The 26,393-nt window shown below is 50.7% G+C and carries 21 protein-coding genes; 6 read left to right on the top strand and 15 right to left on the bottom strand.

The genetic code is table 11. The features are described 5' to 3' along the window. On the top strand, positions 1–137 hold a 137-nt coding region (locus ACO0LD_RS11940), incomplete at its 5' end, for an ExbD/TolR family protein (protein ID WP_423006970.1). A 275-nt stretch (positions 138–412) separates the two neighbouring features. Further along, on the top strand, positions 413–841 hold the full coding sequence (locus tag ACO0LD_RS11935; RefSeq protein ID WP_423006952.1) for an ExbD/TolR family protein: 429 nt from the start codon (positions 413–415) through the stop codon (positions 839–841). An 83-nt stretch (positions 842–924) separates the two neighbouring features. On the opposite strand, the gene ACO0LD_RS11930 is transcribed toward ACO0LD_RS11935, so the two are convergent. The 4 genes from ACO0LD_RS11930 to ACO0LD_RS11915 form a co-directional block, all read right to left on the bottom strand. Continuing rightward, a complete protein-coding gene (locus ACO0LD_RS11930; RefSeq protein ID WP_423006950.1) occupies positions 925–1,317 on the bottom strand; it encodes a VOC family protein in 393 nt (130 codons plus the stop codon). A gap of 33 nt (positions 1,318–1,350) precedes the next feature. Further along, a complete protein-coding gene (locus ACO0LD_RS11925) occupies positions 1,351–2,187 on the bottom strand; it encodes a branched-chain amino acid aminotransferase (protein ID WP_423006948.1) in 837 nt (278 codons plus the stop codon). A 93-nt stretch (positions 2,188–2,280) separates the two neighbouring features. Beyond that, a complete protein-coding gene (locus ACO0LD_RS11920; protein WP_423006946.1) occupies positions 2,281–3,129 on the bottom strand; it encodes a DUF6348 family protein in 849 nt (282 codons plus the stop codon). Positions 3,130–3,214: 85 nt separating this feature from the next. Further along, positions 3,215–4,108, bottom strand: coding sequence for a LysR substrate-binding domain-containing protein (locus tag ACO0LD_RS11915; protein ID WP_423006944.1), 894 nt, complete (start codon positions 4,106–4,108; stop codon positions 3,215–3,217). A gap of 98 nt (positions 4,109–4,206) precedes the next feature. On the opposite strand from ACO0LD_RS11915, the gene ACO0LD_RS11910 reads away from it, so the two are divergent. From ACO0LD_RS11910 to ACO0LD_RS11900, 3 genes are all read left to right on the top strand, one after another. Beyond that, entirely contained in the window at positions 4,207–4,983 is a 777-nt protein-coding gene (locus tag ACO0LD_RS11910; protein WP_423006942.1) for a sulfite exporter TauE/SafE family protein, read from the top strand. Continuing rightward, entirely contained in the window at positions 4,980–5,270 is a 291-nt protein-coding gene (locus ACO0LD_RS11905; RefSeq protein WP_423006940.1) for a GNAT family N-acetyltransferase, read from the top strand. The genes ACO0LD_RS11910 and ACO0LD_RS11905 overlap by 4 nt, the downstream gene beginning before the upstream one ends. 97 nt (positions 5,271–5,367) lie before the next feature. After that, on the top strand, positions 5,368–5,943 hold the full coding sequence (locus tag ACO0LD_RS11900) for a putative 2OG-Fe(II) oxygenase (RefSeq protein ID WP_423006938.1): 576 nt from the start codon (positions 5,368–5,370) through the stop codon (positions 5,941–5,943). A gap of 7 nt (positions 5,944–5,950) precedes the next feature. Here ACO0LD_RS11900 and ACO0LD_RS11895 read toward each other — a convergent pair whose 3' ends face one another. From ACO0LD_RS11895 to ACO0LD_RS11845, 11 genes are all read right to left on the bottom strand, one after another. Beyond that, positions 5,951–6,925 (bottom strand): alpha/beta hydrolase family protein, encoded by a 975-nt coding sequence (locus ACO0LD_RS11895; protein ID WP_423006936.1) that lies wholly within the window; start codon positions 6,923–6,925, stop codon positions 5,951–5,953. Between the two features lie 205 nt (positions 6,926–7,130). Then, a complete protein-coding gene (locus ACO0LD_RS11890; protein WP_423006934.1) occupies positions 7,131–8,228 on the bottom strand; it encodes a helix-turn-helix domain-containing protein in 1,098 nt (365 codons plus the stop codon). 95 nt (positions 8,229–8,323) lie between these two features. Then, the gene (locus ACO0LD_RS11885; RefSeq protein WP_423006932.1) at positions 8,324–10,198 is read right to left on the bottom strand and encodes a glucokinase; all 1,875 of its coding nucleotides are present in this window, start codon (positions 10,196–10,198) and stop codon (positions 8,324–8,326) included. 314 nt (positions 10,199–10,512) lie between these two features. Continuing rightward, entirely contained in the window at positions 10,513–12,921 is a 2,409-nt protein-coding gene (locus tag ACO0LD_RS11880; RefSeq protein WP_423006930.1) for a TIM-barrel domain-containing protein, read from the bottom strand. A 31-nt stretch (positions 12,922–12,952) separates the two neighbouring features. After that, entirely contained in the window at positions 12,953–14,629 is a 1,677-nt protein-coding gene (locus ACO0LD_RS11875) for an alpha-amylase family glycosyl hydrolase (protein WP_423006928.1), read from the bottom strand. A gap of 27 nt (positions 14,630–14,656) precedes the next feature. Next, on the bottom strand, positions 14,657–16,030 hold the full coding sequence (locus tag ACO0LD_RS11870; protein WP_423006926.1) for an MFS transporter: 1,374 nt from the start codon (positions 16,028–16,030) through the stop codon (positions 14,657–14,659). A gap of 367 nt (positions 16,031–16,397) precedes the next feature. Beyond that, positions 16,398–17,597 carry a cation:proton antiporter gene (locus ACO0LD_RS11865; protein WP_423006924.1) on the bottom strand — a complete coding sequence of 400 codons (1,200 nt, stop codon included), beginning with the start codon at positions 17,595–17,597 and terminating at the stop codon, positions 16,398–16,400. A gap of 85 nt (positions 17,598–17,682) precedes the next feature. Beyond that, on the bottom strand, positions 17,683–19,191 hold the full coding sequence (locus ACO0LD_RS11860) for a tryptophan halogenase family protein (protein WP_423006922.1): 1,509 nt from the start codon (positions 19,189–19,191) through the stop codon (positions 17,683–17,685). 84 nt (positions 19,192–19,275) lie between these two features. Next, entirely contained in the window at positions 19,276–22,074 is a 2,799-nt protein-coding gene (locus ACO0LD_RS11855; protein WP_423006920.1) for a TonB-dependent receptor, read from the bottom strand. 520 nt (positions 22,075–22,594) lie between these two features. Beyond that, entirely contained in the window at positions 22,595–23,461 is an 867-nt protein-coding gene (locus tag ACO0LD_RS11850) for a PhzF family phenazine biosynthesis protein (protein WP_423006918.1), read from the bottom strand. A gap of 74 nt (positions 23,462–23,535) precedes the next feature. Next, entirely contained in the window at positions 23,536–23,928 is a 393-nt protein-coding gene (locus ACO0LD_RS11845) for a hypothetical protein (RefSeq protein WP_423006916.1), read from the bottom strand. Positions 23,929–24,181: 253 nt separating this feature from the next. Here ACO0LD_RS11845 and ACO0LD_RS11840 point away from each other — a divergent pair, with 253 nt between their 5' ends. Further along, positions 24,182–26,317 (top strand): TonB-dependent receptor plug domain-containing protein, encoded by a 2,136-nt coding sequence (locus ACO0LD_RS11840; RefSeq protein WP_423006914.1) that lies wholly within the window; start codon positions 24,182–24,184, stop codon positions 26,315–26,317. Positions 26,318–26,393: the final 76 nt, after the last annotated feature.

Here is a 26,393-nt window from a genome sequence, read left to right as displayed (position 1 = left end):
AGATTCCGCAACCGGAGTTGCATATCCGGGGTGATCAGAATACCCGCTACGAGTTTATTGGCAAAAGTATCCTGACGGCACAACGTGCCGGTATCGCCAAGGTCGGCTTCGTGATTGAACCGCCTCCGCGGAACTAAGACAGTAGGGTGCGCCGCGCGCACCTCAAAGCAAGACCTCTCAACACAGAGACACGGAGACACAGAGAAAGGCAAGAGGAAAGTCTTGTTGCTGAAACTGATCACAGATCATTTCATTTGGTCATTACAAGCAGCATGTATTAAAAAGTTTTCTCTGTGGTTTTTCTCTGTGACTCTGTGTCTCTGTGGTGAAGATTTTTGGTCTTGAAGTTTGATTTTTTATTTACATTCCGCATCATTCGTTATGTGAATAAGTAATTCATAAAGGAAGCATTATGGGTATGCAAATGGGTTCCGGCGGTGGTTCAGCCGATCCGGAAGTGATGATAGAAATGAACATGACGCCGCTGATTGACGTCATGCTGGTATTGATCATCATGTTGATTATTACCATTCCTATTCAGAATCATGCAGTGAATCTGAATTTGCCGACAGGTCCAACGCCACCACCACTGGTCGATCCAGTCGTGATCAATGTGGATGTGGATTTTGATGGTACCGTGTCCTGGAATGGGACTGCAGTAGATCCCAAGCAACTGGAAGCAAAACTGGCGGAAGCCGCTTCAGTGGCAAACCAGCCTGAGATCCATCTGCGTCCGGTCGCTGTTGTGCCTTACAAGTCTGTGGCTGCGGTCATGGCGGCGGCACAGCGTCTGGGTGTGACCAAGATTGGTATGGTTGGGAACGAGCAGTTCTTGAAGTAATTCAGGGTATGTCAAAAAAACCGGGGAATCTTCATTCCCCGGTTTTTTTTCGACTCATACTTTTCGCATGCTACCTGGCAAATCTATCGAGGCAGAGCTTCATACAACTCCAGGGGCAAGCCATCAGGATCAGCAAAAAAGACAAAGCGCCGCCCTGTCAATTCGTCCAGCCTGATATCTTCCACTTCCAGCCCCTTTGCCTCCAGCATCGCTTTGCAGACTGACACATCATCGACCTCAAATGCCAGGTGACGCAAACCCTGCGCCTCAGGCCGGGATACCCTGAGTGGCGCATCAGGGAAGGAAAACAATTCTATTTGTGAACCGTCTGGCAAGGCCAGATCAAGCTTGTATGAAGCTCTCTCTGACCTATAGGTTTCAGCAATAACGCTTAAGCCCAGAATCCGGGTATAGAAATCCTTGGACACCTGATAATCAGCGCAAATGATGGCTACATGATGTATGCGCTTCAGCATCGATCTGTCGTTCAGTCTAAGTCAGGGTCCAAATCAGGTATTTTGCATGAATTGCAAATACAGATCACGGGCACGCGTCGCCACTGCACCTATAGGCAATTCGCGATTTTCATATTTGGTGCAAGGCGTGACCTTGGCAAAATTTCCTGTATTGAAAATCTCTTTGGCCGCCAGCAATTCTTCTGGCTTTACAGTGCGTTCAGACACTTGCTTGCCATCTTCCTTGAGCAAACCAATGACACGTGCACGCGTAATGCCGGACAAGAAACTGCCGTTTGCCACAGGCGTGACGATCTCATCCTCTGCAGTTACAAAGAAGAGATTGGCAGTGGCAAATTCAGCCACGTTGCCATGCACGTCACGGACCACGCCATTGTCAAAACCTCTTTCCTTGGCTTCGCGCAAAGCCCTGGTGGTATTTGGATACAGGCAGGAAGCCTTGGCATCAGTCGGTGCCATGGAAGGATCGGGACGACGCAGGCTGGACAGGCAGGCAGAGAAGCCGGTAAATGCTGGCATGGGCGCATCAAACAAAGTCAGCGCAAAGCCAGTAGTTGATGGTTCAGGGATTAGCAAACCGTCAGTGCCAAACACCAGCGGGCGTATATACAACTCAGCATCCGCCGGGAACAGGGCAATGCCCTCACGGCACAAGGCTTCCAACTCATCGACATTGTAAGGGCATTGCAAACCCAGGCGCTGTGCCGACTGTATGACGCGGGCCAGATGCAGGCGCAGATCCGGTGTCAGGCCACGTATGGAACGCGCACCATCAAACACTGAGGAACCTAGCCAGACAGCATTATCCATGGCGCCAAACAGTGGCGTATTGCCTTCACTCCATTGTCCCTTGAAGTAGCTACGGTACATAATATTCCTCACTCATTGATAGTAAATTGGCGACGCATCGCGAATGGTAATTTCTAATGTATCACATTCAACATTTGACCTGACGAAGCGACATCAAAGCTGAGCCTTGCCGGGTTGCACTAGTTGCGCCTGATTGACACTATGTTTGCTAGTCCTGACAACCACATATTGCTTGCGGAACTCCAGCCCGCGCTGTGGCCATTTTTCTGCATATTGTTTCAGGTGTTCAATTGCCGGAAAAAAATCTTCGCCATTGACACGGCAATCCGCAGCCAACTTGCCATCATTATCACGCGAGGCAAACAGGCGTATGCCGAGAAAATCACTGGTCTGTAATAAATCATGAAAAGCGGGCATGCTTTCTGTGAACAGGCAGCATGGGCAAAATGGATGCGCTTCTTTTTTCTTGTGTTCAGGCTGGCTGGCGAGGTGGGCGACTGGACCCAGTATCACCTGGCGAAAACTGCTGCTTTCTGCCGCCTCAGCGCTGGTATTCATTTCTATGACAGTGCAATTCAGTGGCTGCTCACGGGTAGCATCCAGCAAAGCCAATAAGTCCATCTTCACCCAGGTGCGCAAACCCTCCAGCATGGCTTCTGACTCAGTGGCCCCCATGGCATGCTGGTATTCGCTCAGGCCTTGCGGGAAGTACTCTGCATGGCTGGCATAGATGCGTGTACAGGTACGACATTTATCTTCGGCAAGCGCAACGGTTTCCACACGTTCCACAGCCAGTAACAAGCCTTCGTCCAGAGCGAGGTAATTATCTTGCCATTTCAGCTTGATTGTTTCTGCAGTCAAGACTTCAAACAAGGCCAGCGTTAATTCTGCATCAATATTCAGATGGGTAAATACCGTACTTGCAGGCTGGCTGACAGAGCCGGATACAAACTTGTCCCTGAAGTTCTTGAAAACATTACCTATGGATGTAGTGACTGACATGGAAACTGAGTGTGAAGATGAAGACAGACCTGCATTGTAGCAAGAAGACCGGCAGACCAAGCTATTTGCATGCTGCGCAAAAGTTTCAAGCCTTGATGGCATTGATCAGTTCACGTGCATAAGTTGGCAATTCATCATATTGCCGCACACAGATCAGCAGATTCCTGACGGCCCAGGTATCTGTCAGATACAGCCTGTGTATCTTCATAAGTTGCTCATAACGTAGCGCTGCTGTCTCTGGGATGATGGCGATGCCAGCCCCACTTTCCACCATGCGACAGATGCCATCAAAGCTGCGCAGGCGCAGGCGGTAATGCAAACGCTGCCCTAGCCGCGCCGCATGTTCATTCAGGTATTGTTGCAGGGCGCTGTCACCTGCCAGACCGACAAAATCATAGGTCAGGGCATCCGCAAAGGACAGGCTGCCATTGATAGTTGCCGTGATTTGCAAAGGATGCTGTGCGGCAGTCACCAGCACCAGTTGATCCTGGCGGAATGAAAACGTCTGCAAGTCTGCACTGTCTACGGTATCGGCAATGATGCCTATATCTGCCTGCTCGGCGATGATGGCTTGCACGATGTCATTGCTGAGCCTTTCTTCGACTTCAATATTGATATGTGGATGTGCCTGCATGTAAATGGCCAGCGCCTGCGGCAAAAATTCAGTCAGCGCCGAGGTATTGCACAACATGCGTATATGCCCCTTGAGACCTTTTGCATAATCACCCAGGTCACCACGCATTCTTTCCATTTGCTGCATCAACATGCGCGCATGATGCAGCAGAGTGCGGCCAGCATCAGTGACTTCAACACCGCGCCTTTGCCGCAGCAACAGGGGCACGCCCAGCAAATCTTCCATGCCGCGCAGACGTGCACTGGCCGACGCTAGCGCCAGATGGGAACGCTCAGCCCCTGCGGTGATGCTGCCCGCCTCCACTACGTGGACAAATAACTGCAAATCGACCAGGTCAAAGCGCATTAGAATAATATTTTCAAATTCTAGACTACGTAAAATACGAAGCCTGCCTGAGTATATTCCACATTTTCAGTTCTTGCTGGTAATGGCAAACTGTCTATATGGAATCCTTCATTGCGCTATTTACCCCTCATGGCAACAGCACGCAGTGGCTGGCCGTAAGCTTTATTTTTCTCCTGGCAGGCATGGTCAAGGGAGTCATAGGCCTGGGCTTGCCCACGGTGGCAATCGCCTTGTTGAGTTTGTCGATGACGACCATGCAAGCCGCTGCCTTATTGTTTTTACCTTCGCTTTTAACGAATATCTGGCAACTCACCAGCGGTGCCAGGTTACTGCCCTTATTACGCCGCCTGAGCCCTATGCTATTGGGCATCTGTCTGGGTACTTTTGTTTCGGGACTCTTATTCAGCAAGCTCAGTCCAGTCTGGTCAGGGGCGGGACTGGGCGTGGCATTGCTGCTATATGGCGTCATGGGCTTGGCGTCGGTACATTGGCAAGTGCCAGGTCATGCAGAACACAGACTCGCCCCTGTCATCGGCATTGCGACAGGCATGGTCACCGCGTCTACCGGCGTATTTGTCTTGCCGTCTGTCCCTTACCTGCAAGCACTGAATCTTGACAAGGACAAACTGGTGCAAGCCATGGGCTTGTCTTTCACGGTATCCACGCTGGCCTTGGGTATCAATCTGTATGGCAACGGTACTTTGCAATGGAATATTGCCGGTGATTCCATGCTGGCCCTGCTACCCGCGTTGGCAGGCATGCAATTGGGGCAAGTCATACGCGACAAAATGCAGCCAGCGCTGTTCAGGCGTTGTTTTTTCATAGGCCTGCTGGCTTTGGGCGTCCACTACTTATGGGGAGCAGTGAAATCATGACTGAGATCACTTCTGGCGAAGCTGTGAAAACGGCACTGCGCATCTGCAAACAAGATGAACAAAGCAACTGCACACATTTGTTGCTGTCTGCATTCCTGGATCAGCAGCATGTGGGCGCGCTGGATTGCAGCATACTTGCCGGGCAAGTATGCGTCCATGTCCTGTATGTGAAACCCAGTTACCGTGAGCTTGGTATTGCCAAGGCCCTGCTGGCGCAATTGCATGCAGAATGCCCGGGGCTTGAGGTGATTTGCGAAAAAGGGAACGAGCAGGGAATGAAGCATTAAAAAATCACTGCTTCCACCGCCATAAAGTATCGCAATAACACGCAAATAAGCAGGCAAATCATCTATGATCATGTGCATCACTTCATAAGGTGCGCACATGAATATCGAAGTACTCTTCCCTACCCTGGTTGGCATCTCCAAGGCCGATGACGACACCATTTATGCAATCAATGACGAAGTCTTGCGCCGCAAGGAAGACTTGAACCGCTTGCTGAGCCATTCATGGGGTGACAATGTGCTCAGCTCATTCGGCAATGAGAAAAATATCTTTGCGCTTGCAGGCTTACACCATTTAAGAAAATTCATAGAAGATAGTGTCTTGCTGTTTGTTCACATGACCAGGCGCGACAAGGACTGGAAAATAGATCACCAGTACACGCAAAGCTGGATCAATGTCACCAAGAAATTTGGTTACCAGGAAAGACATAATCACGACAGGAATGTTGAAGGCGTGCCTATCAGCGGCGTCTATTATTTCAGCACCAACCAGCATGATGGCGAGCTCGCCATCTTCCCTTGCGACATGCAATACAAGCAGTTTGAAAACTATGTCATCGAACCTGAAGTCGGCAAGCTGGTCTTGTTCAGGTCCGATGTATTCCATAGAGTAGGTCCCAACCTCACGGATACCGACAGGGTGTCTTTCAGCTTCAATTACCTGCTCAATAAATAAAGCATTTCTAATGTAATAAATGCTTCTCAAAGAATGCGGTAATTTTCTTGTCCACCGCAGACATTTGCGCACGGTCAAAACCGGGTGGATCGTTGAGCATGTCGCCAATCAGCCCAGTCAGGTTTGGTGGCAATGGCGACAGCAATGAACCATGACCAGCCTCGGGCAGGTCTGCAATATGCTCACAAGTCTGGCAGGCGGCCAATACCCTGCTGCTATGAAAACGCGGCACCAGCCAGCGGTCTTGCCCGGCAGTCACCAGGCCCAGTGGCACAGGTGGATTTTGCAGTGATGTCATATCAAAGTCAGCAGCGGCTGGCACGCCAGCTACAACCGCAGCAACGCGGGGGTCATGGTGCTCGCGCATGGTGGTATCACTGAAGCGGCTGCGGATGATCATCAGGGCCAGCCATTTCCTCAGACCATCAAAGAACCCGTCAGTGAGCCTGGTATTCAGGCCCACGCAGGATTGAAAGTCATTGACGAGGTCTTCTTCACAATGCTGTTTGAAACCAGCCGGTGACCAGCGCCCACCTGCCATGCTGAGCGCGGTGTGGCCGCCTGCCGACATGCCATACATGCCTACCTTGTCCAGCGTCAGCAAGGGCGCAAAGCGCGAGTCACGGCCAACAGCATCTATGGCGCGCGATACTTCAGCTGGCCGTAAAGTCCAGCTATCGGGGCCGGGATGGCTATCGTCCTTGTAGTTGTCGGCATGATGTTCAGGCATGGCAACAACAAAACCTGCCTCAACCAAGCTGCGCGCCAGGTCTGCATATACCCAGGGCGAGCCGCCGGAACCATGGGAAATAATAATCAGATGACCATTGCCACGTACAGGCTCTGACTGTTCAGCCAGCTTGAATTGAAAACGGCCACGGTGCACTTGTTGTTCGGGCGCATTGCTGGGGTAATACAGGGTGATAGTGCCGTCTGTAGCGCTTGGGGCTATCGTTGTCAGGCCAACAGATGCCTTTGCCATGCCACTGCTAAAAAACAGCAGGCATAGCAGCGCATATGTGAAACAGTTGAATAGTCGTCTAACAAGAAGTAGATACTTCGCTTTCATCATTCAGGCTCCAATCGGTTGAGTGCCGGAGGCTAGACCCCGGATGAACGGACTATGCGCAGGAAAGTGAATGATGTCTTGCCGCAGACTGCAAATTGCAGATTTCGGCTAACCGATTTCAAGAATCGGCCATATTTTCTTTGCGGTACTCAGTAGGTGTGAGCCCGGTGGCCGCCTTGAAGGCACGGTTGAATGGCCCTATGGACTGAAAGCCGGAAGTCAGCGCAATCGTCAGGACAGGCAAATCACGCTGCGCCGGGTCAGACAAAGCAGCACGTGCTTCGTCCAGACGAAAGGCATTGATGTAGGCATTGAAATTGCGGTAGCCAAGCTGCTGGTTGATAAGCTTGCGCAAACGGTATTCAGGAATTTGCATCTTGCCAGCCAGGCTGGCCAGCGTCAGGTCTTCGCTGCGGTAATGGCGCTCATCCTGCATGAGCTTTTGTAAAGCAATCACCAGTTTGTCTTCACCCGTATCAGGCGCAATGACAGGTAAAGGATGAGCTGGTAGGACGGCTTGTTCTTTTGGTGAAACCGCAGGCAGCGGGAACAAGTCCAGATGTCCCAGTTTTAACATCCTGAATGTCACAACAGCGATGATGAGCAACAACACAAGCACGTCAGCCATCGCGGTACCACCTGCGAGTCTCCCCTGTGGCGAGCTTAAACGGGCAATCAATAATAAAACGGTATAAATACTGCCAGCAATGACAATAAAAGCGCGCAGGCGGCGGCGTTGCTCAACCAGGTCGGTACGCCAGTTCTTCGCCGCAGCCAAAGCAGCCAGGATAGCAAACATCAAGGGTATTGCGCGTTGTACACCCACAGTCAGCGGCGCAATGACGGTGGCACTACCAGCCACAACAGCACAGTTCAGTGCACTCAGGGCAGCAACGGCAAACCAGACCAGCACCTGCCAGGGTCGCAATATATAATCATCATCAAACAGCGCTTGCACAAATACCCAGAACAGCACGGCATTTGCAACAGAAATGGCGACCAGAGGTGCTTGCCACAAACGCGGCACCATGGTTTCAAACCAGGGAGTAGCGCTGATCACCTGTACCGCAAGTCCAAGGCAAAGTGCAATGCCGGAACGCACCACCAGCAATTGCGGACGGTCACGGCCCAGTATGGCGGACAGCAGCAAAAGCAAAGCCAGTAGTGTGCCGCGCAAAGCTGCATCGAGCAAGACCAAGGGATCAAGAGCTGACATGCCTGTCCATCAAAGAGGAAAGGCAAAACAATAACAGCAGCCAGACGGCTTAGGCAAGCAGTGCTGCTGTCATAGCGCTTACCACCAAATTGTAATCAACTGTCCAGATGAGAAATCAGCAAGTTACTGAAGCGCGATAACTCCTTGCGCTTGACGTCGCCATGCCCTTCGGCTCCAGGTGCATCGACTGACAAACCTACTGCAATAATATCGATCAGCAATAATTGCAGGATGCGTGAAATCATGGACAAAAAGGTGGCATTATCTTCGGTATGATTCACAGCCAGACAGACTGTCGCTTTTTTGGCCAGTGGTGACTGATTGGGCGTAATCGCAATCACATCTGCCCCGGCCAGGCGGGCAGCGTCAACCGCTTTCAGCAACTCTGGCAGTTTGCCAGAGTTCGAGACAACGATGACGACATCACCGGGATTCAGCAATTCTGCCGCCATGGAAAATAAATGCGCATCACCATAGGACGCAGTAGGAATGCGGAAACGGAAGAATTTATGCTGGCCATCCAGCGCCACGGCACGTGAATTGCCCATGGCATAAAACTCGACCTTGTTCGCCTTGCGCAACAGGGCGATCGCCTGGTCTAGCGAACGTACGTCCAGCTGGTCACGGAAATTCAAGATCGCCGAGACTGTATTATCGATAACCTTGGCACTCAGGTCATGCGTGCTGTCGCTCATGCGCACCTGGCTATGGCGTACAGGTATCGTGCCGGTGAGACTGCTGGCAAACTTGAGTTTGAAATCAGCCAGGCCAAGGAAGCCCAGCGAACGGCAGAAGCGGATGACGGTAGGCTGGCTGACATCAGCCAGACGGGCAATCTCTGCGATTGCCTCATTCAATACTGTACGCGGGTTTTCCAGCACCAGGGTCGCGACACGGCGCTCTGCCGGTGTCAGCTCTGCCTGGATTTGCTGTATGCGGTCCATCAATGAACTATCGCCACTGCGGCCACGCAAGTGCTCAGACAAAATTGCCGACACGCCATAAAACGCCGGGTTGGGTGTTGTAATCACAAAGGTGGGGATCTGTGCCAGATAGCTGGTGAAACGCCCTTTGGCTTCAAAGCGTGTGCGGAAGGCAGAAGTGGCGAAATAATCGCCCATCAGCGGGACGATGCCACCACCTATATAGATACCGCCAAAAGCCCCCAGGGTCACTGCCAGATTGGCACTAAAACTGCCGAGCATGCCGCAAAAGCATTCCAGGGTTTCCAGGCAAAGTGCGTCAGCATCAGTCAGTGCACCGCGCATGATGTCTTGCGCTGGCAGGCCTTTGACCTTTTTGTTATTCCTGTCTGCCAAAGCGCGGTAAATCAATTCCAGGCCAGGGCCAGAAATCAGACGCTCGGTAGAAACATGCGACCATTCTTTCCAGGCAAATTGCAGAATGGCATATTCACGCTCATCCACCGGCGCGAAATTGACGTGGCCGCCCTCACTGCCCAGTGTGACGAAACCATCAGAAGTAGGAATCAGGCCAGACACACCCAGACCCGTACCTGGTCCCAAAACACCAATAACGGATTTAGCCACCGGCGTACCACCGCCAACCTGCATCAGGTCTTTAGCCTGTAAACCCGGCAAGGACATGGCCAGGGCGGTAAAGTCATTGACGATGAGCAGGGTGTATAAACCGAATTCACGCCGTACATCTTCTATGGAAAATGCCCAGTCGCGGTTGGTCATCCTGACCTGGTCACCGTCGATAGGGTTGGCCAGTGCAAACGCAGCATGATGTACTTTGCTGGCGGGCACAGTGGATAAATAGGCGCGCAGCAAGGCGATGATGTCGGTGTATTCGTCACACTTCAAGACCTTGACGGATTCAAACACACCTGGTGAAGACTCAAGTGTAAAGCGCGCATGGGTTGCGCCTATATCTGCCAACAAGCGCGGGCCACTGGAAAAGCCCGCCGCGTTACCATGTTCTACAAGTGCGTGTTCTGTCGTCATGCTGTCTTCATATATACGGTTTGCTGCCTATTTTCTTAGAACCTGCTTGCGATCTTACTGCGCGGGCGTGATAGTAATTAATGCGGGACTCAAGTGCTGCTCAAAATGCTCATGTACTAGAGTACATTCCGCTTTTTTGTGCTGCGTTTTTGTTACCCTCGACCCCGCTGACACCCGCTCGCTACAGATCGTAAACAGGTTCCTACAGAGAATACAATTCCGCAATTTACCACAAACACCCTGAAAATCATGCCCAAAATCAGTGATTGCCGTAGCAAGCTACCTGCATCTGGCTCTAAACGGGCATGACAATATCATTTACTTAACTTTATTGATAGTTCTGCCTTGCTGTTTTTTAGCCAGTGCACATCGATATGTAACTGTTTTTTTGCTTCATCCCAGTTGAACGGTGTCGCTTTTCCTTGCAGGCTTACTGATGCTGGTTTGCTGGCAAAATTGTGTATATGCAGTGCGATATCCCTGTCCGCAGCCTCAGCATGTACGCCTGTCTGCGCTCGCAGACTGATTTTCAACTGCGCAACATTTGCCTGGCTACTGAAGTGCATGAGGGTGTAAGCCCCCTTCTCATAAGCATTCGCGGTTTCGCCATCATCGTCATACAACTTGCCTGCCGACTTCTTGACGGCAGCATCATGGTAATAATGCAGCTCCAGTTTTTTTGCTGAATAATCGCGGGTATTCTGGACCAGCGGACTCATGGGAACAAAAGCGCCAGCACACACAAACACCGGGATATGGTCTTGCTCCACGCTTACCATGCCACTAGCACCACCTTGATATTGCTGACCAGTATAAAAATCAAACCAGGTGCTGCCTGCCGGGAAGTAGACGCTGGCTTCTTTTTCACCTGCCTTCATGACAGGATGCACGAGAAAGCTATCTCCCCATAGATAAGTGTCAGCCACGGTTTGCAGTTTCTGGTTCTGTGGTTCCGCAAAAAATAACGGGCGCATGAAAGGCAGGCCGTGCTGGTTATTCTCAAATGCCAGGGTATAGTTATACGGCAGCATGCGATAACGCAATTCTATTGCTGCTTTGGCCAGCGCCCTGGTCTTCGCTTCACGCAAGACGGGTTCGGATGCCACTTCTTCTTGCGCATGCGGGCGGAACACGGGCTGGAACACGCCATACTGCAACCAGCGCGTATACAACTCGTCATCCAGATTGGCACCAGCAAAACCACCAAGGTCAGAATGCATATAAGCCATACCCTGCATACCCATCTGCAAGGCTATCTCAGGTTGTGAACGCAATCCGCCCCAGGTGCGATTGACATCACCAGACCACGGTATCATGCCCAGCCTTTGCGAACCTGAATAACCAGAGCGCATGAGGATGAAAGGTCGCTGATTTGAGTAATCTTTCTTGTAGCCATCAGCAATCAGTTTGGCCCAGTTATGACCATAGATATTGTGTAATTCATCGGCACTGCCAGTTTTATGCTGTAAGGCCGATGGATGGACTTCCGGTTCGCCCAGATCACCCCACCAGCCAGCTACTCCCATATTCTTCAGATCTTTATAGATAGCCCAGAACCAGTCTTGCGCGGGCGGGTTGAAGATATCGATGAGGCCAGTATTTCCAAAATAAAAATCATAGGTAAATGGCTTGCCCTGCTTATCAGTTGCCAGAATATTTTTATCGACAGCCTCTTGCCATTTTTTTGAGGTCGTCAAAATGAAAGGCTCGGTAATCAGGATAGTCTTGATATCTTGCTGGGCAAAGTCAGCAATCATGCCTTTGGGATTGGGGAAGCTGTCTTTATCAAATTCCAGATTACCCATGGTGCCCTTGACGTCTTTACCGAACCAGAAAAGATCAAAGATGATGGCATCGACAGGAATTTTTTCAGTGCGGAATTTATCCAGTATGTTGCGCGCTTCTGCTTCATTATGATAACCAAAGCGGCTGGCGAAATTACCAAAGGTCCAGCGCGGCGGCAAAGGCTGACGCCCAGTCAGACTGGTATAGTTACTGACGATGTCTGCCCAACTGTCACCAGCGATGACCTGGTAAGTCTTGCGACCACTGATGGTTTCATAAGCCAGCACATTGTTTTTCTTGCTGTCCAGGTCAAGCTGGCCTATTGCCGCATTATCAAAATGCAGGCCATACATCTTCGATGAAAACACCAACGGCATGGCAAAGTTCATTTGTTCTGAACGTTCTTCATAACCATAGTGCGCCTTGTTGTACAAAGGCAGGCGATTGCCGCGACGGTTCATGCCAAGTGCACGGGCACCGCCACCGTACAAGGCTTCACTGGCATCCAGATTAAAATCCAGTACTTCTGCCTCTGCCGTTTTGCTATAGCCATTTTTTTCAGACAGCAAGGGCTTGCCTTTATAAGCATAGGCAATTTGCAGCGGTGATTTGGTGATGCTGACACTGATGTCACCCGCAATGTACTGAATGCTGTTTGCTGTTTCTTTGAAACTGGCCTTGACGCGGGCCGGTGACAAAACAACTGCATGCGAAGCCGGATTGAATTTCTCAGCAACAGGAATAAAACTGGTTTCCATGATCTTGTCGCTATATGGCTTCAAGACATAGAGGCCATCATTGGTTTTGATTTCCAGGTGGCCAGCCTGCTTGCTGACTGACACGATAGTGCGCGCAGAATTTTGTGCCTGGACTGTACTCACCAATGCAAAGACTGCCGCCGCGAAGATATTCAGTTTGACTATGCTTGTTTTTTTCATGCTGTCTCTAATTATTTTTTTGCCTGTGATACTAAGGCGCGATCAATACCGTGCTCAAGCCACTATTGAATTGCACCTTGCCATTGACGACTGTCGCTGTCTTGCCTGAGTAATAGTCACGCAGTTTTTGTCCGTCGGCAAACACGCCGCTGACGCCGATGGCAGGATTGCTGTTAGCCGGGATATCCAGTGCAATCACCACTTTATCGCTGATGCCGTTCTTGTCATAAGTACGCTTGAAGGTATAAGGCTGATCCGCCAGTTTTTCATGCTCACCCACACCTATGGCAGGGTGGGCACGCCGGAACAAACCCAGGCGGCTCCAGTGTTGCCGGACATCGGCAATACGATAGCCATCACGGCTGGCATTCTTTGCCAGCTCATCCCAGTTCATGAAAGAACGCAAAGTCGCATCACCTTGTGCACCAGCGACATTCAGCGAGCGTGCAGTTTCATCACCATAATAAATTTGCGCAGCGCCAGGGCTGAGCAAGAGTTTATTGGCAGATTCAAACGGTTTCTGGCGCAAGAGATCAAATGGCCCGCCATCATCATGCGAGCTGATGTAATTGAGTACAGAGTAAGCAGCCAATGGCCCATGCAGACGCGCGGCATAATCACTGAACAAGGCTTCATAAGTCTTATTGGCGTCCGACTTGAAACCAAAATTGATGAGGCTGTCAAAACCATTCTGGTAAAAATTGACCTTCTTACCGCCACCCATATCAAAGTCCTGACCGTGGGCCAACACGTAGTTATAGACTTCGCCTGTCATGAAGAAAGCCTGCTTGCCCAGTTTCTTTTTAGGGTTGGCTTGCTTCCAGTCTTCATACGCTGCGCTAGCGAGTCCATGCAATTCTTTCCAGACCTCTGGTTCGGTATGTTTGGCGGTATCAGCACGGAAACCATCGACACCGTATTTCTTTACCCAGTCCACATGCCATTTCATGAGGTAGTAGCGCGGGGCGCGGGCCAGGCCCGTGCGCTGGAAAAAATCATCCAGCTCCTTGACTTCTTTGTCGTAACGCCCTTCTGCCTTCCATTTCGCTACCACCACTGGCGGCAAGGTGACTGTGGCTTTGCTGTCTGTGCGTATGTCCGGCAGGTTTTTCACCAAGGTGCAACTGACAGTGGTTTCAGTATCCTTGTAAGTACAGGTGGGCGAGGTCCTGACCCATTCTTCTGGCCAGACCGGGTCTTGTTCCGTCACCGGCCCCAGGTGGTTCATGACTACATCCAGCAAGACCCGCATGCCATGTGCATGCGCGGTATCAACAAACTCACGCATGTCAGCTTCAGTACCCAGGTTGGCATCGACGCGGGTGAAGTCCTTAGCCCAGTAACCGTGAAAGCCATAAGACTTGCCCGTCCCCTCATCGGTACCGGCATGGATTTGCTCGACCGGCGGCGTGAACCAGATGACATCGACACCCAGGTCTTTGAAATAACCAGACTTGATCTTCGCCGTAATGCCAGCCAGATCGCCACCAGCATAGCCGCGCAAAGGCGCTGCGTCATTTTTACGGCCATAAGCGAGATCATTTTTATGATTGGCATTATGAAAGCGATCTGTCAGTAAAAAATAGACAGTGGCGTTTTCCCATAAAAATGGCTGGGCTGTTTTTAGCTTGGGTGCAGCCAGCGACGTGGAACTACAAGACGCAGCCAGCAGTGCTGCCAGCCCCAGTCTGATTGCTTTTGCTTGCATGATGAGACTCCGGCTGATGCTGATTGCTTAAACGGTAGCAGCATTAGCTGCCGTCTTGTCCATGCCAGATGCAACCAAGGCTCCCTCAGCAGCTTCATCCTTGACCAGCAAAGTCAGCAAGCCCGCCAATATCATGCAAGCACCACCCAGCATCAGCACCTTGACGGACTGGTTATCAAAGAAATACTTCAATATCGCACCGAGCACGACACCGGCAATGATCTGCGGTATCACCACAAAGAAATTGAACAAGCCCATGTAATAACCCATGCGGTTCGCTGGCAATGCACCCGCCAGAATTGCATATGGCATGGTCAGCACACTGGCCCATGCTATGCCCACGCCCACCATGGGCAAGAGCAGCATTTGCTTCGATGAGATCAGGAAGATACTCATGAGGCTGGCACCACCTATCACCAGGCAAAGCATGTGCACAAATTTGCGGCTGGTCATCTTCGCCAGCACAGGCAACAAGAAAGCCGCAAGTGCCGACACACCACCATACACAGCGAACATGATACCCACCCAGTTACCGCCTTCCTGGAAGGCTGCTGACTGTGCATCGCTGCTATGGAAAACAGTTTGCGCAATCGAGGGCGTGGTGTACACCCACATCGCAAACAAGGCGACCCAGGTAAAGAATTGCACCAGCGCCAGTTGCGCCATGGTCTTGGGCATTTTGGTGAAACCGCCAAGAATTTCTGATACGGCCTTGCCTATGCCCTGGTTATTCTTGCGTTCCTGCTTGAATTTTTCCAGGTCTGCCGGAGGAATTTCCTTGCTGGTGAAAACTGTCCACATGACAGACAAGGCAAATATGGCACCGCCAAAATAAAAGGAATAACGCACAGTATCAGGGATCGCACCATTCACAGGTACATTGCTGACACCCAAGTAATCAGTGAATATGGTCGGCAACAAAGAGGCAATCACGCCACCGCAACCAATAAAGAAAGTCTGCATGGCAAAGCCCGCAGTTTGTTGCGAGACATCAAGCTTGTCACCAACAAAAGCGCGGAAAGGTTCCATGGAAATATTGATGGCACTGTCCATCATCCACAACACCGCTATCGCCATCCACAAGACGCTGGAATTGGGCATGAGGAACATGGCAATCGACGCCAGTATCGCACCAATGAAAAAGAAAGGACGACGACGTCCCCAGAAAGGGTGCCAGGTATTGTCGCTCAGGTAGCCAATGACAGGCTGTACCAGCAAGCCTGTAATCGGCGCAGCCAGCCAGAACAGGGCCAGCTCATCCGGGTTCGCACCCAGGGTAGAAAATATGCGGCTGGTATTGGTATTTTGCAGTGCAAAACCAAACTGTATGCCAAAGAAACCGAAACTCATATTCCACAACTGCCAGAACGACAGCCGTGGTTTGTATGCAGATACTTGCATGGTGCTTTGTCCCCAAATTTATTATGAACTACTGTTGCAGTATTGCTTGCTGGCTGAAAACGACTTCCCAACAAAGTCACCATAGTAAGCACATCTGCATTTTGAAATACTACCACAGCAAAATGTAATCAAACTACATAAATTTTCAAGAGCAACTACAAACACCAATCATGTATGATAAAAAAGGGAATATCGTTTAAAACCTCAGCTTGAAAATAGCAATCTGTAGCAATACTACCCATCACTTCCCGCGCTTTTCCAGATTTATTCTGGCACATCTGGATGTACCAAACACTTAGAGAAAAATGCCCGCCACTTTCACAAAAGCAGCGGGCATTTTCTCTATATAAAACGGGGATTCAAAACCTCACTTGCTCCTGAAAATCAGTTCCTTCATCTTCTGCAATTTCGGATACACCACAGGCACGGTCAGCATGGTGCTGGCGATGGCCATCAATAACAAGGCAGTAAAGGTTTCGCTGGTGATGATGTTTTTATCCAGCAAAATATTGACGAAGATAATCATGATCAAAGCCTTGGTTTGCAACAGCCAGCCTATGATGGATGCCTCGCCTTTTTCCCATTTCAGTATCTTGCCAGCCACCTGTATGCCTATCAGCTTGCCAGTGACAGAGGCAACCAGCAGTACGGCAGCGGCGATGAATACCGCAGCGCCACCCACGGCCCAGTTGGTACGCAAACCCGTACTCAGGAAAAACACTGGCATGATGGCCAGCAAGACATGGTGGCGCATGAGGTCCATTTTTTCCTGGTTGAACCAGTGGGCATCCATCACAGCACCCGCCAGGAAAGCTCCCACCATATAATGCAGGCCAGCCCAGTCAGCCGCAAAAGCACAGGCTGCCAGCCAGATCAGGCCGACATACCAGCGGTCACGCTCTTCCAGCCAGACCATGAGTTTGCGGAACAACAAGGTAGCAACCGCAAACACCACTAAAAAACCGACTTGTCGCCCAACCCTGGTCCAATCCAGCAAGATCACCGCCAGCACGCCCCAGATGGCAATGTCGTCAAGACTGGCATAACGCAGTATGCGCTGGCCTATGGGCTGGCGCAGGATATCGAGTTTTTCCATCAACAAGATCAGGATGGGCAAGGCAGTTACTGCGCAAGACATACCCACACCGAGCACGAATTGCCAGCTCATGGCCTTGGTGCCCATCCAGCCATCCATACTCAGCAGACCCATACCAGCTACGCAACCAAACAATAAAGGCATGCCCAATGCCAGGCCCGCCGTGATGGTACTTTCGCGTCTGTATTCCCAGGCCTTCTTCAAGTCCAGTTCTATTCCGGCAATCATGACAAAAATCATGACGGCCCACCAGGCAATGCCGTTCAATGACTGTATCACCTGGGGATTAAAGACAAACTTGTAGTAGTCAGGATAAATCGCACCAAGGACGCCAGGCCCCAACAAAATACCAGTGATAATCTGGACTACTACCAGTGGTGCATAATAGTCTGTTTTACCTACCCGCCAGATCAGATAAGGCAGCGTGAAAATCACAAACATCGCGATCAAAAAAATCTCGGTGGTGCTCATACCAGTATGCATAATTTATATTTTTTGAGTTTGTTTTTCTATGCACCAATTCTTGCGAGTGGTGCCTCCCCCACTCAGTATTGACTCAGCTTCTGGCCTTGCAATGCTGGGCAATATAGGCAGCATGTCCTGGCATGATGGCCACGCATTTCTGCACTACCTCACGCACACTATCGAGATATTCCATGGTGTCCGTTTCGGTCTGCAAATTTACCAGAGGATTGAGGCTTTCAGGAATTAAATTTTGACCTTCAAAAACCTGCAGCCAGCCGACCTCGGCAAACAATTCATTATCAACGCGCAGCAAGCGCCCGCTGGCACGGAACAAGTCGATTTTATGTTGCAGACTATCGGGCACAGGCATGTCAGCACAGGCTTTCCAGAAGGCTGAATCATCACGCTGATTGAGTTTGTAATGCAGGATCACAAAGTCACGGATGCGCTCATATTCAAAGCGCGACTGACGATTGTATTCGGCGATATCGACAGCATTGAAACCCTGATCGGGAAAGAAATCGATCAGGCGCGCAATAGCGGATTGTATAAGGTGGATACTGGTTGATTCCAACGGCTCCAGAAAGCCGCTGGACAGACCTATCGCCACGACATTCTTGTTCCATGTCTTGTTGCGCATGCCGGTCTTGAATTTGATAACGCGTGGATCAGCCAGTGGCTTGCCATCGAGATTGGATAACAATACAGCAGCAGCTTCATCATCACTGACGTATTGACTGCAATACACATGACCATTGCCTATGCGATGTTGCAGAGGAATGCGCCATTGCCAGCCAGCGCGGTGTGCAGTGGCTCGCGTATAGGGCAAGAGTTCAGGCGCTGACTCACAAGGCACGGCTTGCGCCCGGTCGCATGGCAACCAGTGTGACCAGTCTTCATAACCCGTTTGCAAGGTTTGCTCTATCAACAAACCACGGAAGCCGGAGCAGTCGATGAATAAATCACCCGTGATGCGTTCACCATTTTCCAGAACAATGGCATCGACAAAACCATCAGCTTCGCGCTGGCTGACTGAGACTATCTTGCCTTCGGTACGCACGACGCCACGTGATTCGGCGATCTTGCGCAGGTAGCGTGCATACAGGCTGGCATCAAAATGATAGGCGTGGGCAATCTGGTTCAGCGGTGAATTAGGCACGTCGTGGCGGGCCGGCATGAATTTGTTTGCCTTACCCATCATGCGGGTAATTGAATAAGCCGCCAGTTCGTCGGCCTTGCCCAGCTTGCGCATTTTTTGCCAGTACTGGTCAAAGCGCACACTGCCAAGATCCTGGCCTATGGTGCCAAAGCCATGCATGTAACGATCGCCCTGCTTGCCCCAGTTAACAAATTCTATCGCCAGCTTGAAGGTACCTTGCGTCTCGCGCAGGAATTCATTTTCATCGATGCCGACGACCTGGTTAAATCTTTGTATCATCGGTATGGTGGCTTCACCGACACCAACAATACCAATTTCATCCGACTCCACTACACGGATCTGATATTGCCCCTGCAGCACGGTCGCCAGCGCAGTTGCCGTCATCCAGCCTGCAGTACCACCGCCAACGATCACTACATTTTTTATAGTTGTATTTTGCATGTTGTCTCCACCAAAAAAACAAGCCCCCGTGAGCTCGCGCTGACAGGGGCTATTTGCAGTTCAGCTCAGAACCTGTTTACGATCTTAGAACTTGTAGTTCAGGCCGAATAGATAAGTCCTGCCATACACAGTCTTGTCCGTGATCTTGTTTGGATCAGTATCATATTGCTGGAACGGTGCATTGTTCCAGTTATTCGCTTGCGCCAGCAATGATAAACCTTTCAGGTAACCAGTCTGGAATTCATACGACACCTGGAAATCAACGATAGTTTCACCCTTGATGAAAGTCAATTGCTGATTATCCTGGAAGTCACTGATCTGGCCCAGGAAGTCAGAACGTTTGCGTCCCGCTATCGCTATCTGGAAACCATTCTTTTCGTAGTACAAACGCAGATTGCTGACGCGTTTGGACAAACCTGGCAACGGGATGTTTGCAGCACTGATATTTTGTGTACCAAAACCAAATGCAGGCAAAGTAATCTGACTTGAAGTATCAGAGTGATTCACCATGACACCAAAGCCATCCAGCACTGGAGTGATCATGGAGAATGGAATATTCAGGGCAACTTCAAAGCCATGAATATTACCGCCTTCACCATTTTGTGGCGTCGTCAGCAAGCCAACAGTAGAACCTTGATATGGGCCACTCAGAGGCAAAGGTGTCGTTGCACTGACAAAGGGCTTAAAGTCGAAAGTACGTGGCGCACGGTAGATATAAGTATCGAGCTGTTTATAGAAACCGGCAACGCTGAAATAACCCTTCTTGCCAAAATATTTTTCATAGGACAAATCGAAAGCCTTGGCACTGAAAGGCTTGAGTTCGGCATTGCCACCGCTGCCAGTGAGGATAGGGAAAGCGCCGCCAGTCTTGACACCAAATTCCTGGCTGGCACGCAAATCATCCATGTTCGCACGTGACAAAACTTTTGCCAGACCTACACGCAAGAACTGTTCTTTACCCAGATCAAAAGAGACGTTCAGGCTAGGCAGGAAATCAGAATAAGACTTGCCACCAGAGGTAGTCTTGAATGGGCAGGTATCCACAGTGATGCCCGTGCACTTGGCCAGATCAACCTGATTACCAGTCGAGCGCTGGTTAGTATGGATGAATTGACCACCAAAGTTACCACGGTAATTCAAACCCATTACCTGACCATCCAGATCACCCATCGCGTAGGCGGTCGTTACTTTTTCATTGACGGACCAGTCTTTTGCCAGTACAGATGCATCAACCCAGCGCGCCAGTTCATAAATCGTCCCCAGAGAACCATCGGGATCAAACGACACGACTGGCAAACCAACTGTGCCCGCAGTTGCCACTGCGCTACCAGGCACAGCTGCAGATGCGTAACCGCCATTACCCTTGACAACCAGGCGCCCTTCCTGACCAGTACGGGCTTTGTCACGCTCAGTGTAGTTAAGACCAAACTGGGCAGCGACGACAGGACCAAAACTCAGGTCACGTTTGGCGGTTAAACGTATGCTATTGACCTTGTCGTTAATATCTGGCAAAGCTACGTATCCAGCTTGCGGCGTATTCGGTCCACCACCCCAGCCGTCAACGTCAGTCAACCTGGAGACATTGCGGTCGGAATAGTTCAGGCTGGTGGAGTACTTTACATCTGCAAAATTACCGCCATTAAAACCGGTATAAGAAATCGAACCCAGTGGCGATGCATCACCCGGCTGACCAGCTGTGGTTTCATAGCGTTTGCTATGCTTGACAGCTTTTGAATAAGACAGATCGGCTACTGCCGTCCACTCATCAAGTTTCATTTCATTATTCCAGCCTATAGACGTCAGCTTGTCGTCAGCGCTTTCCTTGTGATTGCGAACTACGCCTTTATAGTTACTGAAAGTACCCGCAGTCGCAACACCATTGACGATGGTTGCATTGCTGAGTACGCCATCTGGATCATAACCACCGGCTGAACCGGCAATTGCACCTTCCAGACCGGTTTTCTTCAGGCTGTTAGAACCAGCGGAATAAAATACGTCTACAGAAGATTTGAAGTTTTTATTTGGCTTGTATTGCAAAGTCAAAGAAGCGCCGTCGCGGTTACTCTTGCTGACTTCAGTGTCAGACTTGAATCCGCCCGGTGCAACAACTTTGGCGCCGTTATAATCGACTGTTGGCGCAAAGCCACCCCAGGAATCGAACTTTTGCTGGCCGCCGCCGTCTTCCTTGAACTTGGTCAAGCCCAGCGAAACACCAATAGTACGGTTGGCAAACTGGTCTACATAAGAGAAAGATGCGCGGTCGCCTGTGCCCTCTTCGGAGCCTGATTGTACGCCTGTGCGTTGTTTGCGATAACTGGCAGCCAGTACGCGCTTGCCAAAATCCAGCGGCTTGAGTGTATTCAGATCAATAGTTGCTGCCAGGCCCTGGCCCACCAGAGCGGCGTCTGGCGTTTTGTAGATCAATACAGAGCCCATGAGTTCAGCCGGGAACAGATCAAACTCCGGGCTGCGGGCATTACCTGTGGAAGCCTGTTCGCGACCATTGAGCAAAGAGCCATTGAAACTTGGCGACAAGCCACGCACGCTGACGTCTGCTGCCTTGCCTGACGAACGGCTACGTTGCGCTGTAACACCAGGCAAACGGGCGATCGATTCTGCCACGCTGGCATCGGGCAGTTTGCCGATGTCTTCAGCAGAAATTGCCTCGACGATGGAATTGGAATTTCTCTTGATCGAGATGGCTTCTTCTATACCCTTGCGGATGCCTGTCACGACCACAGTATTGTTTGCTGCTTCTTGCGCAGTAGCGATGTCGGTCATACTAAAGATCAATACCGCACATCCAGCCGCAACCGGGCTCAACTTAAAAGAAAAACGGTGCAGAGCTTCGCCCTGCCGACGCTTTTGCGTAGCTTGTTTCATGTAATGTCCCCTCACACTTTTATTTGACTTGCACTCTTTGAGTCACCAGGCAGGAACCCAACATCCCAGCCTGGCAATCAGAACCCAACGTTCCGAGATGAATTTTGTACTAAAACTAGATTCAATGTCAAACGAAGACTACAAAAAACTACAAAGAAAATACATGCACCACATAAGACCTCTATAGCAAAGGTTCCTCTATGCACTGAAATGTGTTGTGTATGCCCCACAAGCGGGCAAGAGAACAATGTAGTTAGACTACTTTATGTAATCGAACTACTTATTAAATTCAAAAGATTTAGTATGTGAAATCAGGCAAAATTGACAAAGGCTCAGGTCTGGAAGACAGGCTTAAGGCCATGCAGGATTTGTCAGGGTAACCACTGGTACCGCGTTAAAAAACGGCAGGCATGCGGCTGTTGCCGCATAGTGTGGGCGAATTTTGTGCTGATGCGGAGACAGAGATGCCTATGCCGAAGCTGTAAGCCTCAGCTTTTTACATCATTCCAGTACACCGGCTTTATACGTAAAGCTCGCCCTGGGCAACCAGGCAAACTTGTCCATGTACCAAGACAGTTTCATCTTCAGCGCTCAAGTTCACATGTAATTCGCTGGGCCTGTGTACATAAGCCCCTTGAGCGAAAATTTGCGTATCACCAGCCTGGGCGCGCTGATGTCTGACCATGTATGCGCCAGCAGGTCCTACTGCGCTGCCAGTGGCGATATCTTCAACCCTGCCTTCGTTGTCCCAGGTGCGCCCTTCACGGCGCTGCACATCAAGCACGTAGACAAATTTTGCACCCACGCTGGCCAGCAGGGCTTCAAATTTCTCATGGCAAATACGCGCCTTGTCCAGATGTTGCTGTATCGGCACGATCAGATAAGGCAGGCCCGTTGATACTACTTGCAAAGGCAAATCTGTTACCTGGTCATGGGTGTGGAGGTTCAGGGCTTTCAAGAAATTTTCAGCAATGCTTGTGCTCAAGGGTTCGCCAAAGCTGGCCTTGCCCTGATTCATTTCAGCAAAAAAATTGCCATTCTCTTGCCTGCTGCTGGCAAATACACTGCGTTCATTCAAGACAAACTCAAATTCTGCAGTCTTGCTTTCAGCTTGATAACGCTGATGCAGGCAGGCTGCTGCACCGATGATGGGGTGACCTGCGAAACCCAGTTCTTCTTCCATGGTGAAAATGTGGGTGCGCCATCTGTTTTGCCCTTCCAGCCTCTGCAGGAAGATACTTTCGAACTGGCGCATTTCCCGCGTCATGGCCTGCATCATATAGGCCGACAAGGTTTGCTCCAGCACAAAGATACTCAGGCCATTGCCCGCCAGAGTTTGTCTGGCAAAGACATCTACCATGGTAAATGGGAAAACTTGTTTTTTCATTTTTTGCTCCCTGTATGGTTTCAGCCCCGGCCAGTTTTCAGTATAGGTAAAAAACTTCTGTGCCAAGCAAAATCTCAGGCAGCTTTCTGTTGTTGGCGACGCCAGTGCCTGCCGTAAAGATGCAGACCTGCCATGGGCAACAAGAACCAGAAGATGCCATTGGCGACCACACTGGCCTGGGTAAAATTGAAATGATAGTGATAACCGGTGCCATCAACATACACCGCTACATATGGGAAACCGGCAAACCAGCCCTCGCCAGCAATATTGGGATAGGGCAGCAACATCCAGAAAGTGCCCAGCCATGACGCCAGCCCCAACACCAATCCTGCCAGCAGGCTGCCATAGCAGAGTTTTTTCCAGTTTTTGGGACCCTTGCCAGACAGCGACAGAAACAGGCTGCTGAACAGGCTATAAACTCCGGCCAGCATCAGCAAGCTGGCTGCCACAAAAATAGTGATGAGCATGATCTGTCAAACCATAAAAAAGAAAACCAAATAAGCATGATAGCACCTGCATTTTGCTTTATTTTCTCCTTTTTCAGGATTTCATGCGTCCGTTGTAAAACGGCTTTGTTTTCGGCAATTTAGTTGCCTATTAGCTGCTTATCAGTTGATTATTAGCTGCTTATCAGTTGATTATTAGTTGCCTGTGGCTTGATAGTCTGGTGTGGCTGGATTAAGCTGAACCGGATGCACTTTAGAATATAAAAAGAAAACTATGTCATCTCTGTCATCCCTGCGTTCCTTATGTTCCTTGTTGCGCCTGCCCCTGATTTCTGTTCTTCCCTTATTTTTACTAAGCCATTCTGCCATGGCAGCAGATTCCAATGAGGAAGAAGACCTGGCCCTGGTATACGGTGACAAATCCATGATCAGCATCGCCACCGGCAAGCCACAAAGCCTGCGCCGGGCACCTGCAGTGGCTTCGGTCATTACGGCAGAGGATATACGCACACAGGGGTTCACCGACATCGATCAGGTGCTGGAAACCATACCCGGCATGCATGTCAGCCGTGCTGCCATCCTGTATTTCCCTGCCTATATCATGCGCGGCATAGGTGGCGGGGGCGTGACCAACCCGCATATGCTGGTCTTGCAAAACGGCATACCCATGACCACCTCTTACACTGGTGACAAGGGGCAGGCACTGTGGCATGCCATTTCAGTAGAAAATATCTCCCGCATTGAAGTCATACGCGGTCCTGGTTCTGCCTTGTATGGTGCTGATGCCTATTCCGGCGTCATCAATATCATCACCAAGACAGCCGATGAAATATCCGGCACTTTTGCGGGAGCTGGCCTGGGTTCTTTCCGCACCCGTGATGCCTGGGTATTACATGGCGGTCAGTGGGGGCCATTCAAGCTCGCCGCTTATCTGCGCGCCGGCGCTACCGACGGCCAGAAAGAACTCTTGACGGCTGATGCCCAGTCCAGGAATGACAAACTGTTTGGCACCCATGCCAGCCTGGCACCAGGCAGCGTGCATACCGGCCTCAATCCTGTAGATGCGAATCTGGATGTCAGCGTGGGTAACTGGCGCTGGCGTTCCAGTTTATTGAGCAGAACGAATATGCAGACTGGCGCAGGCGTGTCTTCAGCGCTTGATTTTGGTGGTGATGCGGCGTCGACAGAAAGACTGACTTCTGACCTGTCGTGGACAGATCCGGCTTTTGCACAAGACTGGGCACTGGGCAGTACGCTGAGCTTCATGCATTACACCGAAAAAAGCAGTCTGCAACTCTTGCCACCAGGGGCCAGGTTACCCACAGGTGTTTTCCCGGATGGCATGATAGGCGGCCCTTCACGCTGGGAGAGGCAATTCCGCCTGTCAGCCTTTGCCAGCTATACAGGCTGGACCGATCATCAGTGGCGTTTGGGCCTTGGACACGATGATGTCAATTTGTACCGCACACAAACGATTAAAAATTTCCTGCTAAGCCCTGCTGGCATCCCGATACCGACCGGGGCAGTCATGGACTACAGCCAGATACAGCCCCATATCCTGCCAGCACGCAGGCAAAATGATTACCTGTATCTGCAGGATGAGTGGAATCTGGCCAAGGACTGGACCATTACAGCTGGCCTGCGCCATGATCATTATTCCGATTTTGGTGGCACCACCAATCCTCGCCTGGCCATCGTCTGGGATGCGCGGCATGATCTGACCGCCAAATTTTTATATGGTCGTGCCTTTCGCGCTCCTGCGTTTAATGAATCATATGGACTCAATCCTGTCGCCAATGGCAATCCAAACCTGAAACCTGAGAGCATAGCCACCACCGAGCTGGTCCTGTCCTGGCAAGCCAGCAAAGATGTCTTGCTGAACCTGAACGTTTTCCGCTACAACATGCAAGACATCATCCGTGCCGTTGCCAACCCCACACCCGGGACAGGGTCGACCTTCTTCAATACCGGCAATCAAAATGGCAAAGGCCTGGAAGCAGAACTGCGCTGGGATGTAAATAAAGATTTGAAATTGCTGGCCAATTATTCTTATCAACATTCTGTCGATGAAAGCACGCAAACCGATGCAGGCTACGCTCCGCATCATCATTTGTATGCACGGGCAGACTGGCAAATCAGTTCTGGCTGGGCCGTCAGCCCGCAGGTGAACTGGGTAGCAGACCGCCGCCGTGCCGCTGGTGACCTGCGTCCGGCTATCGCAGACTACGCCAGTCTTGATCTTAGCCTGCGGTCACTGCGTGGGCGTGGCAAATGGGAATGGGTGGCAACCGTCAGGAATCTTTTCAATGCCGACATACGTGAACCCAGCATCACCCCCGGCCTGGCAATTCCAAATGACCTGCCGATGGCACCAAGAGCCATCTACCTGCAAGTCATGTATAAAATGTGATTCTACAAAGACAAGCACAATCCAGGATGCGGCATTCCCGCCACACTACACGGCAGGAGACTTGTAAAGCATTGAT

Source organism: Undibacterium sp. Ji83W, assembly GCF_049340385.1.
Lineage (GTDB): Bacteria > Pseudomonadota > Gammaproteobacteria > Burkholderiales > Burkholderiaceae_D > Undibacterium.
Note: the sequence above shows the minus strand (reverse complement) of the source record. Positions and strands in the feature narration are given on the sequence as shown.